The 14,413-nt window shown below is 56.8% G+C and carries 7 protein-coding genes; 4 read left to right on the top strand and 3 right to left on the bottom strand.

Going from position 1 to position 14,413, the window contains the following annotated elements:
• Positions 1 to 181: 181 nt before the first annotated feature.
• Positions 182 to 3,742: a TonB-dependent receptor gene (locus tag ESZ00_RS19315; RefSeq protein ID WP_229740845.1), complete on the bottom strand. Its 3,561-nt coding sequence runs from the start codon at positions 3,740 to 3,742 to the stop codon at positions 182 to 184.
• Between the two features lie 141 nt (positions 3,743 to 3,883).
• Positions 3,884 to 5,026: a phosphatidylinositol-specific phospholipase C1-like protein gene (locus ESZ00_RS19310; RefSeq protein ID WP_129210058.1), complete on the bottom strand. Its 1,143-nt coding sequence runs from the start codon at positions 5,024 to 5,026 to the stop codon at positions 3,884 to 3,886.
• Between the two features lie 185 nt (positions 5,027 to 5,211).
• Here ESZ00_RS19310 and ESZ00_RS19305 point away from each other — a divergent pair, with 185 nt between their 5' ends.
• The gene (locus ESZ00_RS19305) at positions 5,212 to 5,892 is read left to right on the top strand and encodes a TetR/AcrR family transcriptional regulator (protein ID WP_129210057.1); all 681 of its coding nucleotides are present in this window, start codon (positions 5,212 to 5,214) and stop codon (positions 5,890 to 5,892) included.
• Between the two features lie 64 nt (positions 5,893 to 5,956).
• Positions 5,957 to 7,153 (top strand): MFS transporter, encoded by a 1,197-nt coding sequence (locus ESZ00_RS19300; protein ID WP_129210056.1) that lies wholly within the window; start codon positions 5,957 to 5,959, stop codon positions 7,151 to 7,153.
• A 110-nt stretch (positions 7,154 to 7,263) separates the two neighbouring features.
• On the opposite strand, the gene ESZ00_RS19295 is transcribed toward ESZ00_RS19300, so the two are convergent.
• Positions 7,264 to 9,477 (bottom strand): winged helix-turn-helix domain-containing protein, encoded by a 2,214-nt coding sequence (locus tag ESZ00_RS19295; protein WP_129210055.1) that lies wholly within the window; start codon positions 9,475 to 9,477, stop codon positions 7,264 to 7,266.
• A 282-nt stretch (positions 9,478 to 9,759) separates the two neighbouring features.
• Between ESZ00_RS19295 and ESZ00_RS19290 the strand changes: the two genes are divergently transcribed.
• Positions 9,760 to 10,689 carry a metallophosphoesterase family protein gene (locus tag ESZ00_RS19290; protein WP_164981634.1) on the top strand — a complete coding sequence of 310 codons (930 nt, stop codon included), beginning with the start codon at positions 9,760 to 9,762 and terminating at the stop codon, positions 10,687 to 10,689.
• Between the two features lie 173 nt (positions 10,690 to 10,862).
• Positions 10,863 to 14,413: outer membrane beta-barrel protein (locus tag ESZ00_RS19285; RefSeq protein ID WP_164981633.1), on the top strand; the 3,551-nt coding region annotated here is incomplete at its 3' end.

Raw genomic sequence — 14,413 nt, 5'->3', positions numbered from 1 at the left:
GCTTATAGCGACAAGAGGCTGTTCTTACCTTTACTCAAAGGTAAGAACAGCCTCCATGCAAGCAAGGTTTGTGTATGGGGACAATACTGAACGGCGACGAAGGCCTTCAAAGCCAATGAGCTGCGTGATCGTTTAAGATTTCGTGAAAAACAACACGGCAAATCCTGTCGGGATCTAACACTTAGAACTCAAGCCGCATGGAGACCTGCCCGGTACGATTGCCGCCGAAATCCGACCCGCGTGACGAAGTGATCTTGCCAAAGTTGGCATTCGTGATATCCAGCTCCGGGTCGTTGAGGTTGGTGTGATTGAGCACGTTGGTGAAGGTGGTCTCCGCGCGCAGATGTACTCTCTCCGTGATCGCGATCCGCTTGCTGAGACCCGCCGACCAGTTCACCGAGCCAGGGCCTTCGATGTCGCCGACTGATTCATTGCCGAAGCGTCCGATGGGGTTTGAGTCCACGCCAACGCTGCACGCGTTGCCGGCATAAGATGTGGCCGTGTATCCCGTGATGCTCGGGCAGGCGAACGACTGCGGATTCACCCACTCGTTGCGGCTCCGGTGCACCGGGGTGATCTTGCCGATCACATCCGGATGCTGGTCGCGTCCATAAAGAATGCCGGATCCGGTGCCCGAAGGATCGGCATCGTTGCTCGGAATGTACGCCGTTAGATAAGGTCCGGTCTGCCACAGGAAGATGCTGCTCAGCTGCCATCCGCCGAGGACTGCATCCTCCGCCTTATTCATGCGCGCTCCGAACTGCTTGCCGCGTCCGAAGGGCAGCTCATACACTCCGGTCGTCACCCAGCGATGACGCCGCGTGCCGTAGACATTGCCCAAATCGAGCCCGCGGTCATACAGGTATGTGGAGACGCCACCGACATTGCTGCCGTTTTCCGCGGCAAAGCCCGTCGATACCGGGCCCTGGTTATCAGCAAGGTTCTTCGCCCACGTATACGTTGAGTCGAAAGTGAAGCCATGCACAAAACGATGGTTGGCCTCCATTTGCAGCGATTCATACGTCGCCTGCGCTCCGGTCTGCCTGTCGTTCACCTCGCCCCAGTTAGGAAAGGGACGATCGGTCAGCGGACGCTGCGCAGCAGGCGTCGTCTTCGAATACGACATGTCATTCAGATCCGGCGCCCACACTAGGTCATCGGTCTTCATCGCGATGTAGGAGATGCGCGTTCCGATATCGCCCTTGAACTCGTGATCGATCGAAAGGTTCCACTGCATCGAGTACGGATCCTTCCAGTTGATCTCGTTCGCCGTACCGAAGCTCGCCGTGCCGTAGTCCGGCGTGTTCGTCGCCGACACCGGGCTGGTCTGCGGCCACGCATAATCGAGCGCGCCGGTGCTGGAGTTGATGCCGTTCTGATACACCAGGGTCGCGGCCTGCAGCGTGTCCGTCATCGAGAAGAAGATGCTGCCAAGCAGCGTAGTGTTATATACACCGAAGCCGCCGCGTACCGCAGTCTTATCGTCGTTGAAGGGCCGCCACGCAAAGCCGAAGCGCGGCAGGAAGCGATCCTTCACCGACTTCCTCAGGCTGTTCGGCAGATGCGCCTGGCTGTTCGAAAGCACCGGCGTACAGGCGGCAAAGTCCGTCGTCGCGGGGCCATAACCACAGGCATCGAAGCTGGCCAGAAAGGTCGGATCGAGAAGGCTCTTGTAGCCGTCGGGATAAATCACCGCACCAGTCTGGGCATTCGCCGGATCGAAATTGCCGATCGCCCCATCCGCATCGTGATACGCCGGGTGAAATTCGTAGCGGATGCCATATGAGAAGGTCAAGGTCGGCAACGCTTTCCACTGATCCTGCACATAACCCGCGTAGTAAGTCGACCTGCCGTCATTCTGCGGAGTCAGTCCGTAATACTGTGTCTCCGCAGGGATACCGGCAAGAAAGTCCGCATACTGCGCATTCGGATAATCATTACCAATCAGCGCTCCTGTGAAGTTACCGGTGAAGATAAAGACAGAAACGTTATTGAGATCCGCCGTACCCAGCGTCGTCAGCGATTGCAGCGTGCGAATGTCGAATCCAAACTTCGCCGTGTGCGATCCCTTGTTCCACGTCAGGTTATCCGTGTACTGGAATAAATGGCTGCGAGATGTCTGGTTAATGTTGCCGGCTGCGAGCATGGTGAGATTGGGGAAATAGATCTCCGTCATGCCGTCAACCGGGTAATTCGATCCCACCGAATCAAAGCCGGCCGCATTCGTATACGGAGCTCCGTCCAACGCATTCTTCAGGCCGTTGCGCTCGTAGGTAAAGCCGAAGCGGAATTCATCCACCAGGCTCGGCGTAATGGTGTAGATAAATGAGCTGGCCAGAATGCGATAGTTATCGAAATCCGTCACGGAAGTGACATTCAGATCCTGCGGATCGAGCAGCGTGATGTCCTTATAGGTATAACGCGCGAAGGCCTGCAGCCTGTCGCCGAAGCGATGATCGATGCGTGCGTCTCCCTGGTTCGAGTTATAGCCGCTGTCTCGGTTCGCTGCGTAGTTGTAACCAGGACCAGCCTCCGCCGCCTCGACGGTCTGATAGTTCCCGACGTTCGGCAGCGGAAAGAACTTCAGGAACGGATTCGCCGAAGCATTAATCGGCGTAACGATGTTATTCGCGTAGACGCCGCCGGTGTAGGCATCGTAGAGCGAGCCGTTCGGAACCTCCTCGCTGAAGTTGCCTTCCTGCATCAGCTGCGTGGGCACGAGATCCTGAATCGTCGACTGCCGCGGAAAGCGGAAACCCTCGTACGTACCGAAGAAAAAGGTTTTGTCATGACCGTCGTACAGGCGGGGCAACACCAGCGGTCCGCCGACACTCGCGCCGAAGTCATTGCCGATCTTCTGCGGCTTCTCCGGCTGCCCCGCCGCATCCGTCGGCGTACCGTAAGCCACCGCGTCAAGAGCACGGTTCTGGTGGTACCAGAAGAACGAGCCGTGATACTGATTCGTGCCGCTCTTCGTCACCGTCGTGACCTCGCCCGCCTGGCCGAACTCCGCATTGTTATCCACGCCGTCGACACGAATTTCAGACACCGACTCCGCCGAAGGAAACGCATCGGAGAGCGGCGTGTTGTTCCGCATGCTCTGCGTCGAGATACCGTCGACCGAGGTCTCCGTCTGGAAAGGCTGACCGCCCTGCACCGAAAAGCTGACCGTCGGCGTTCCATTTGCCGTCGGGCTCGTGGTTCCAGTCGCCGTATCGGGCTGCACGCCCGGCAGCGCCTGGATCAGGTTGAGCGGACTGGTGCTGCCGCTGGCGCGGTAGTTCGCCGGCAGGCTCATCACGCTCTGCGTGCTGAGTGTCGCGGCAATGGATGGTGATTCAGTTTCGATTGCGCCTGCGGAGCTGGCGTCCACGATCACTTCCTGGTGCGCCGAACCAACCACCAGGTTCACATCCACGCGAAGCTGTTGGCGCGCAGTCAGCTGCAGATCTTCCACCAGCTTCGTTTCGAAGCCGTCCCTGCTCGCCTCCAGGGTGTACTTGCCCGGGAGAAGATTCTGTACCTGGAAAGCACCAGCGCGATTTGTGGCATAGCTCGCGCTTGTGCCCTGGTCCGTGTTGGTGATCCGAATCCGAACGCCCGGTACCACCGCGCCGCTCGGATCGGTGACCGTGCCAAGAATGGTGGACTGCGTAGACTGCGCAAAGAGAACCGGCGCGGCAAACAACAGGCACAGGGCTGCCACGCAGCCAAGGCTATGGCGCAAAAGCGAACGCATCATCTTCCTCCAGGAAACAAGCAGAACAGCAAAGCAAATATGAATCTGAACAATGCTCGCATTTTTACTTAAACGCGATGTGAATATCGAAACAACAAAAAGTTAGCCACCAATCGTTCCTCGCTACTCGAGAGCCTGTTACGTCTACCGAGGCGCTTCCATCTGCGCATCCACGCAATGCGCCGGCGCATTTACTGGATTGCAACGCGCAGCAGCATCCCCGGGAAGAGCCACGGAATACTTGGTCCAGCGCGAGGGCTCGGCAGCTGGATAGTCGGTGCTGATCATCTGCGCGCCGCTGCGCATGACCTCGTCGCGCCGGCGCGTGTCGTTCGTGCGCGCCTGCACGGTGTCCTCGTCCGCGCGCGCGCGAACCAGATATCCCTGGCGCACCAGCGCATTGATCTGCTTCGCGCTGTCGTCATTCTGCTCGACAAACGCAGCATCCGGATCGCCCGGGGTTGCATTTGTGAAGAGTACGCGGCCGCGCAGTCCAGGATGCCCCTGCAGATAAATGGGCCCAACCGGCTTCTGATCCATGAGGAAGATCACCTTGCCGCGCGCCTGCTTGAGCGTCGGCCAGCCGTGATGCAAAATGGACGCATTGAGCGTGGCAGAGCGCCCGCGTACCTGGTCAGGCGTAATCATTTCGCTGTCGTGGAAGACAGAGCGGATCTCCGCATCCAACGCATCGAAGAGCGCCGGCGTGAAAGCCTCGGGCTTCGTCCATGGCAGCTTGTCGTCGGGGACCTCCTGCACCGTCTCCACCAAGATGAAGATCGGCACATGCGCGGGATGTGCTTCAGACCACTGTTTAACGATGCGCAGGCAGGTAATGAACGGCTGGCAGTTGCTGGCGTAATCGATATCCTGCACGTGCATGACCTTGAAGCCCGGCTGCAGCATCTCACCATGCGGATATGGATCGGGATCAGCCGGCAGACCAGCTTCTGCAACCAGCTTCGGCCCGAATGGATGCGCGTACAGGCCGCCCTTGCTGTCGGCATAAATATCCAGCTCGATCTGCCGGATGCCGTGATCGAGCTGTACTTCGAGCGGTGGATGCGAGTAATCGAGTGTACGAAATACCTCGGGATTCTTCGCCTCGAGCAGCTTCGCAATCCCCGGCAGCAGCCCCGCATGATAGCTGTTGTGCGAACCGATGACCTGAATTTGGTTGATACGCACTGGAGTGTCGCCAGCCTGAGCCATCACAGCCTGCGCAGACAGAGCTGCGAAAACAGCAGCCAGCATCATCGATGGAACACGCGTGGACAAGCTCTTCATGTCACCAGGCTCATTTCCACAACAACATGAGCAACACTCGGATTATTCTAGACGCGCACCGGTTTCATACTTTCTCCTCAGGATGAATTCTTCTTGAATCCTCCCGCCTACCACGGTTATGCGCCAGATGTTGTGGGCGCCAAAGATACGAGGGAGCCCCCGTTCATGGATACTGAATCGAGACTATGACCACCACAGTGAAGCCGAGGAGGCTGCCCTCGCAGGATCGCAGCAAAGCGACCGTCAACCAGATTCTCCTCGCCGCCGAAGCCCTGATCGCCAGAAATGGCACCGGCGCGCTCAAGATGCGCGAGATCGCCGAGCAGGCTGAAGTGCCTATCGGCTCGCTCTACATGTATTTTCCTAATCGCGAAGCCATCATCCGCACCATCGTGGAACGCTACTCCACGCTGATCGAAACAGATCTCTCCGCACGTGTGGCGCAGGTGAAGAGCACACGGGAGCTGATCGCCTTAATCGGCAGCATTGTGAACGATTACTACAAATTTCTCCGCAGCTCCCCCTCGCTGATCAACCTGTGGACGGGATCGCTCTACAACAAATCCCTGACCGAGCTCAGCATCGCCGACAGCCGCCGCACCGCCGAGATTCTTTATCACGCTTCCAAGCCGTTTCTGACTCCGCGGCAGAGGCAGCGTGCGCTCCCCTGCTTCCTCGTCTGCGTCGACACCATCGGCAGCATCGCAAATCTCGCCGTGTCTCTGAAGCCCGCGGAAGGCGATGCTGTCATCGAGGAGCTGCAGAAGATGCTCGTCGCACACGTCACGGCGTTGTTCGATAAGGATATGGAAGTCTCTGCGAAAAAACAGGCCGTGCCTGCACGCAGAAAAAGCCCTGACGCTTGATTCATCGTATTTTGCATGGCAGCAGCTACACTGAGAGCGTCTCCATCCATCCGCAGTGAAAGATATGCCTGCAGCCAGGACATTTCGCTCGACAGGCCGCGGACCGGCGATGGCAGGCTATCTGTTGGCGATTGCGCTTACGCAGTTCCTCAGTTATTTCTTCGCACCGCTGCTACCTGTTCTCGCGCAGCGATACCATGTCACGCTGAATACCGCAGCCTGGACGGTTCTCATCTTCCCATTGTCCAGCGCGCTCATCTCCGGAGCCGCAGGCGCGATTGCCGACCGCATCGGTTTTGCTCGCAGCATTCGATCCGGGCTCACATCCATTGCATTTTTCTCGCTGCTGCGCGTCTTTCACGACAACTTCGCGCTGCTGATCACCTGCCAGTTCAGCATCGGCCTCAGCATTCCGTTCGTCCTCGCACCCATGTCCAGCTTTCTAGCTGCGCACTGCGCCGAAGAGGACAGGAAGCGGCTCACCGATCTGTGCACCGTCTTTCTCTTCGCAGGAATCGGCCTTTCCTTCTTCGCCGCGCCGTGGCTCATGCAGAACGTGGGCTATCGCGGAACGATGCCCATGCTCGCAGTCACGGCGATTCTCCTCTGCATACTCTTTTCCTTCTCTGTCTCCGGCGCATCTCCAACTGTACAGATCGCCACGCCTCGCCCATCTTCGACCATTCACCTTCTGCGCAACCGCAACCTGGTGCTTCTCTGCGTCGGAGGCTTCCTCGGGCAAGGCTGCTTCAACGCCATCCTCACGTGGATCGCGGCTCTCTGGCAGGGGCGCGGCTTCCCTGCACAGGCGGCAGGGTTGGCCAGCAGTCTGACTATCTTTGCCGGGATCGCAGGTTCTCTGCTGCTGCCGCCCATACTTGACCGGCTCCTCGGCATGCGCAGCGCATTCTTCGCCTGCATTCTCCCCGCCACATGCCTGATCTATCCCTGTCTCTTTGCGGATAGCCCATTGCACGGATATATCGCGGGAAGCCTCATCGGCTTCTTCCAGTTTCCCACCCTGGCCATGACGTTCTATGTGCTGGATCAATCCGTATCCGAGGAGCACATGAGCTTCGCCATCGGGATTTACTGGATGATGAGCAACCTCGGGATCTTCCTCGTGAGCTATCTGGCCGGCATCCTACACAGCTTCGCAGGCTGGCGCGCGGCATCGCTTTTTATCATCATGCTGATGATTGGCTTATTCAGCATTATCTGCTTCCTGCATGACCCCGCAGAGCCTGAAATTTGCGGCTAGCCTGTACCTTTACGCGGGCTAAGGATAACGTGCTGCGATTGGCGAAATGCGCGCGAGTAACAGTACCAACAATCTCATCTTGGCGCAGCTCGCTTGCAAAAGTGCTTGGATCAATTCCAGCCGTCGAGAATCATAATGCTGCTGTTTGTAGTGGAGCGACGGGCAAAGAGGAGCTGATGCTCATCCGGCGACACAGAAATGCTGTCATTAATAGCCTGTGGGAGAACATCGATGATCTGCGATTTATGCGAGCCTAGTTCCATGCGAACGAGTGTGGTTCCGTTCGAAAAAGGAGCACGCTTCACGTAATAAAGATAATCCCGGGTAATCGTCCAGGGATGCCATAAGCCAGGCCCCAGTGAAGCGATCTCTACATCCCTTCCTGCGGACGATAAGGAAAGACGATGCAAGATATTCTGGTTCATATCTCCGACGTAAATGAGCGCGCACCCATCTCCCGTCTCCATTGCGTCGAAGCCGCCATGCATCGTTATCTGGGACTCAGCTCCGCTTCTCAGGTTGTGACGCCAGACCTGCCATGCGCCAGAGCGATTTGAGCTGAAGTAGAGAGTTCTTCCATCGTGAGACCAGGCGGGCACCACGTTGTCAGAACCCGTGGCACTTGAATCTGTGAGGCGAGTAGGCTGACCGCCACTTACACTGATTACGAAGATATCCGAGCGACCTCGCGCGCGGGAATCGAAGGCTATGGAGCGGCCGTCCGGTGACCAGCGCGGCGAACCTGTCATCGGTCCATCGAAGTGCGTGATTTCCTGCGGTTGACTGCCATCGCTATTGCATACCCATAACTCGTTGGCACCAGAACGATCGCTGCGAAAAGCGATACGCTTGCCGTCTGGCGAATACACCGCACTGGCGTCAAAAAAAGTTGAACTAATAAAAGGCTCGAGATCATGCTGCGCATTCAGGCTGAGGCGCCAGACTGAAGCGTTGTTGGGCGAATCGACATAAGCCATGAGACGACCGACTGGAGAGACTGCGGGCGAAGAGGTGTGAGTGAGAGGAGTAGTCACAGCAGTGGGCGAACCGCCGCCAACAGGAAGGCTCCAAATACTGCCGAGGCTGGTGGCGCGACCGGATGAGAAAAAAATACGAGTCCCATCGGGCGACCATGCAAGGCCGTCAATGGGATTGGAATCCGAGGTAAGCCGGCGCTCCTGCCCACCAGTTGAAGCAATCAGATAGATAGCATCGGAAGAGTCGCCTTGCGAGCGCCGAAAGGCTATCCATCGGCCATCGGGAGAGAACTCAGCCTGGTCATCGACGGTGCGTGGAGGCGCGTGAGTAAGTTCCTGCTTTTTTCCGGTAGCTACAGAGATCCGTGCAAGCGATGGACCGCCGGCAGCATTGTCGCAGTCAGTGGTAACGAGCATAGCAGCATCTGGCGACCACGATAATGCTGGAGGATAGCGGAAAGCATCATTGGCTCCGCAGATCGTACCGATGATTCGGCGCAGGGCGGGGTTCTTCGCATCCACTGCGAGGATTTGGAGCGGTAGATTATCCCCAAGCGAGTGAAGGAAGGCTATCTCTGAGCCGCGCGGTGACCATGCAGGCGAATAATCATCCTGGCCAGTATCGGCCAACAGGCGACGATCACCACTGGAGACACGCTGCACATAAACACTCTGATGAGAATCCCGGTTGGAGCGCCAGGTGTAGGCCAGTTGCTGTCCGTCAGGAGAAAACGCGGGCTGAAGAAAGAGGCCAGGAGGACCGATCAACGGCCTTGTGGTGGTATTCGTTTCGGCCACCTTCTTTTCCCGCTTAGCCCAATGCAGCATAACCAGACAGGCAAGAGCCAGCATTGCAATGAGGACAAGTGCGGTCGAGGTCCAATGTCCATGAGACTGGACTGCCATCCATAACTGTGGAAGTCTGGGGTACTCCGCCACGGCATGCTCTGACGATGCAGGCGCTGGCGCAAGCGCCCTGTGAGCATCGCATGCACTCGACACCGGAGCAACAAACCGGTAACCAACCTTAGGAATGGTCTCTATGAACTGGGCGGTAGCAGAGGTGCTACCAAGCGCCTTGCGTATGCTGGCAATATGCACACTTAGATTGGCATCCTGCACATAACTATCCGGCCATACCGTCCGAATCAGATAGTCCTTCTCCAGCAGTCTGCCGGCAGACTGGAGCATGACTACAAGCAGGTCAAAAGCCTTCGGTGAGAGCGGAACAGGTACATCTCCCTGCCACAGCCGCCGCTCTTTCACCTCAAGGCGATGTCCTCCGAAAAAGTAGATTTCTCTTTTCGTCGCCTCAGGCGATCGAGCCTCTACGGTCTGATTCGACATTGCAACTACCCGAAGCCCGAAGTGGCCTTTCTGTGAGCATAAGAATTCCCGGTGAAAGCGTTGTTAACAAGAAGACAGCACCTGTCACGCTCGCTCACAGCAAAGCACTTTCGCGTCCACAAACAAACATTTGGATTTTATTTGGAGGTTTTTTAGAGCTCCTTTATGCGCAGGGAGGAGCACCAACTTTACAGTCGGCATCGTGAAGAGCCGGATGACAGCACTCGCAAACTGTGTGCTGACGCTCCCTTTCACGACCCTGTAACACTCAGAGGCCCCTCCATGCTTCGACGTAATTTTCTGCAGAGCGCATTCGCACTCTCATTGGCACCAGCGGGCAAGCTCATTGGTGTTCCCTATCTGCAACAGGACATCCTGCCCAAAACAGATACGACGCGCGATTTCGATTTCGTCTATTTCACTGATACTCACCTGCAGCCTGAGCTTGGCGCAGCTCAAGGCTGCGCCAAGTGTTTCCACCAGATTAACGAAGCTCACCCAGAGTTCTGCATCGCAGGTGGAGACCAGGTCTTCGATGTCTGTGAGCAGGGCCTGGACCGCGCTCACAGGCTCTTCAAGCTTTATAAGCAGACCGAATCGGAGCTGAACGGCAAGGTTTACCACGTGGTCGGCAATCATGACGTGGTGGGCATCAATCAACGGAGCCCGGTCGAACCCGGAGATCTGGAGTACGGCAAGAAGCTGTACGAGGACAATTTCGGCAAGCGGTACTACTCGTTCGATTACAAGGGCTGGCACTTCATTGTGCTCGACTCAATCGGTATCGAGTACTACAAGATCTTCCATCCACATTTCGATGGCGCACAGTTGGGTTGGCTCAAGGATGATCTCGCCACCACGCCTGCCACCACACCTGTGATCGTGGTGACGCATGTGCCCATCGCCAGCGTGCTCGGATCGCTGTCCTCGGAGGACGGACCAGGTCCAATCGTCTCCAATGCCTATGAAGTGCATCGACTGCTGGCTGGTCACAACGTGAAGCTGGTGCTGCAGGGCCATCTCCACGTCTGGGAACGGTCGCATTATGCCGGGACAGACTACATCATTGGCGGAGCTGTTTGCGGCGAATGGTGGAAGGGCAAGATGGAGGATGGCAGCTCCGAGGGCTACACCCTGTGCCAGGTACGCGGGGGTGAAGTGTTCACTTCCTATGTGACCTATCCATGGCGGGCGGCCGACCACACCAGCTAGCGAGATATTTCAGGACATCGGGCTACTTGCGGCGGCATTCCTGGCACGGAAGAGCTGCGGCTATGACCTCAAACAAACAGGTACACAACGCACCGAAAGGTAAATCCATGCTTCCCTTGAAGCTCAACCGACGCGAACCATCAAGGTGGTTTATTCCCAAAGGCTGCCACGCATTGCTGGCATTCTGTTTTCTATTTTTTCTTGCCATTCCTGCGGGAGCGCAGACCATAGGCAGCGTGACGGGCACGGTGATCGATCCTTCGGGAGCTGTAGTTCCGGGTGCCCAGGTGACGGTGGAAAATGAAGCCACTCATGTGATTGCCCACACAGTAAGCAACAGTGCCGGTTCTTATATCGTTGCCGACCTCGGCCCCGGCATTTATGCCGTCACCGTGGAAAAGAACGGCTTCGAAAAGCGCGTCATCGCACCGGTGCATGTCGATAACAGCCAAGCCACTCGTGCTGATGCGCATCTTATTCCGGGCTCGGTTACATCTACCGTCGAGGTAATGCCGCCGGCGATTGCCATGGACACGACGCAGCCTCAGTTAGCGACGACGCTCGAAAGTAAGATCACCCAGGAGATTCCGATTCTGATCGGCGGTGGCCCGGGGAATGAAGGACCCCACGATCGCCAGATCGACGATTACCTGTTTCTCGCGCCGGGTGTCGTCGGCGGCGAGTGGAGCCACCGCATCGATGGCGGTACCGACTATGAAGACACGGTGATGTTCAACGGAGTAGTTGCCGTGCAGTCCGAAACCCAAGGTTACCAATCAAACATCAACCCGCCTTTTGAGATGGTGAACGAGATTCGTGTGCTGACCAGCAGCTTCAGCGCGCAATATGGATTGGGACAGGGCGTTGCGTCGTACCAGTTCGCTTCCGGTACAGATACCCTGCACGGCGACGGCTTCGAGGTGCTCCGCAATACTATCTTCAACGCTCCAGGTGCGAATCCCGGATTCAATGCTGAAGGCGTGAAGAAACCGACACCAACGCTCAACGAAGATAACTATGGCTTCTCACTGGGCGGTCCAGTGTTCCTTCCCAGGCTCTATGACGGACACAAGAAGACCTTCTTCCACTTCAGTGCCGATTGGTTTCGCCTGAACCAGGAAGACACGGGCACGATGACCGTCCCATCCACGGCTGAGGTTGGTGGCGACTTTAGCTCGCTGCTCGGGCTTTCCACGCCGGAGCCGATCTACGTGCCTCAAGGATTCGTAGCGCCGAGCGGATGTACGGCGCCGGCGCCAGGGCAGCAATGGCCTGGCAACGTGATTCCGAAAGCCTGCTTTAGCGCCGCGTCAACCAGCCTGCTTTCGCTGATACCGGCGCCGAGCGTGCCCGGGCTCTCCAATAACGTCAGCTCGTCGGTGGGATCGCTACCGACACGCCAATCGAACTGGGGATTTTCGATCGACCACAATCTCAACGACACGCAGAAGCTGCATCTGAGCTTTTGGCGCGATAAGTACAACTACACCTTCTGCTGCAGCAATAACGCGCACTTCAATAATGCGCTTGGCGGCCAGACCACAGAACCACGCCTGGGCACCGGTCTTTTCATCACCTACTCGAAGGTTTTCACTCCGAATCTCGTCATGACTGCGGGCTTCGGAGGTATGGGCGAAATCAACAATGGCTTTAACAAGTTCATGGGTGTAAACCTGTCCTCAGTAGTCGATAGCACTGTACTGCCGACAATCGAGTTTAACCAGAATGGACTACCCTACGCTCCGACAAACTGGGGCAACAGCACAGCCGGAAGCACCATCGCTGTAAACCGAAAGCTGGGTCTTAGCTTCGATAACAACTGGCTTCTGACGGCGGGACGCCACACCCTCAACATTGGCTGGGAGTTACGTCGTGCTTCGCAGGATGACGACGAGTGCCCAACCTGCGGCGGTCAATTCGTCTTCAGCAATCGCACCACCGCCGACCCGAATAACATCGCTACCACGGGTAATGCATTTGCCAGCTTCCTGCTCGGCGATGCCGACTCCGACTACCGTCGCCTAACTTCGGAAAACCGGCTGCGTAACTTCTATGTAGGCTCATATATCCAGGACGACTTTAAGGTCACACCGCGCTTGACAATAAACGCCGGCCTGCGCTGGGACGTGATGGTTCCTTTCATCGAAGAACGCAATAACGTCGTCTACTTCGACCCAACCGTCTCGAATGCTGATGCTGTAACAGCAAGCGGTTCTCAGCTGATGGGTGCAGCCAACAAGTTCGGCGTCTCCGGCTATAACCGGGCCCCGATCTCCTTTAAGCATGTGGACCCGCGCTTTGGCATGGCCTACAGCTTGAACCCGAAGACGGTGATCTCAGCAGGCTTTTCGATCAACCATCTGAACGGCGGTCCATACGATTTCGGCAATAACAAGCTGAGCCTGCAATACGGCACGCTGCTCGATGGTATCCACACTACCAACTCGAACGGCTCAAATATCCCCGGCGTGGGCAGTTGGGATGCCAACCCCCTCCCTATGCCTGGCGCAACGCCTTTTTCGCCGACCGAATTCAATGGAACGGGCGCTCTGCACCAGTTCACAAAGAACCCTGGTGAGTATCCGTATGGCGAATATTGGAACATCGGCGTGCAGCGTGAGCTGCCCTACGACATGATGATGTCGATCGCCTATGTGGGCAACCACGGCCTCCACCTGGGGTCGATGGTGAACCCGATTAACCAGACTTACCCGAAGTATCTTGCCCAGTTCTGCCCTAGCGCGGGAGTGAATGATGCGAACTGCGTCATGTCTCCAGCCTCACCGAACTACGCATGGACTACTGCCGTGGCACAGGCCGATTTGAGAACTGCCGGCATGCAAGTGTGCCCGGGCGGCACCTCGACTGCGGGCTACTATGCTCCCTATTGCAACTTCATGCAGGACTATGGCGCCAATGCCGGCATCGCACAGGCACTGCTGCCATATCCACAATACAACCCTTCAGAATCCTGCGGAGGCATCTGTAATCCCTTCGATATGAACGGGGCTTCAGAGTACAACGGAATGCAGACGCAATTACTCAAGCGCTTCAAGGACGGCCTCTCAGTCCTATTCAACTACACGCTCTCACGCAGTATGTCGAATACCGATAGCGGCTTTGCCTATGCAAACTACGGATCGCTGAACAAGTTCAACCAGAAATCGGAATGGACGGTGGCAACCTCGGACCAAACTCACATGATCAACCTGGCGACAGTCTATGAACTGCCTTTCGGCCCAAGTAAACCGTGGCTGCACTCGGGAGGCTACCTCGGCAAGAACCTGTGGGGAGGCTGGCAGATCAGCGGCGCCTTCCAATACGGCACCGGCAACCCGATGACGGTCTATAGCGGAAGTGCTGATCCAATGCTGAACGGCTTCAACCGTGCAAATTTTAACTCCTCCGTAGCGCTGCATGTGAACTACAAGAACTATTACAAGGGTAAGCCAGTCTTTACTACGACAGCTTTCTCTGATCCCGGTTTTGCTCCCGGCAATTCGCCGCGTAACGTCGAACAACTGCGCGACCCCTTCAGCTCCAACGAAAATCTTGCTCTGGCTAAGAAATTCTATGCAGGCACCAAGATCAACATGGAGTTGCGCATGGAGTTCTTCAATGTCCTGAATCGCATGCAAGTCTGCGGACCAGACACCACAGTCACCGATGGGGCCGCGAACTTCGGCTACGTAGAACCTAACGGAAGCGGAGGAAGCAGTCCCTG

Origin of the sequence: Silvibacterium dinghuense, assembly GCF_004123295.1 — a bacterium.
Lineage (GTDB): Bacteria > Acidobacteriota > Terriglobia > Terriglobales > Acidobacteriaceae > Silvibacterium > Silvibacterium dinghuense.
This window is presented reverse-complemented; position numbering and strand designations above follow the sequence as displayed.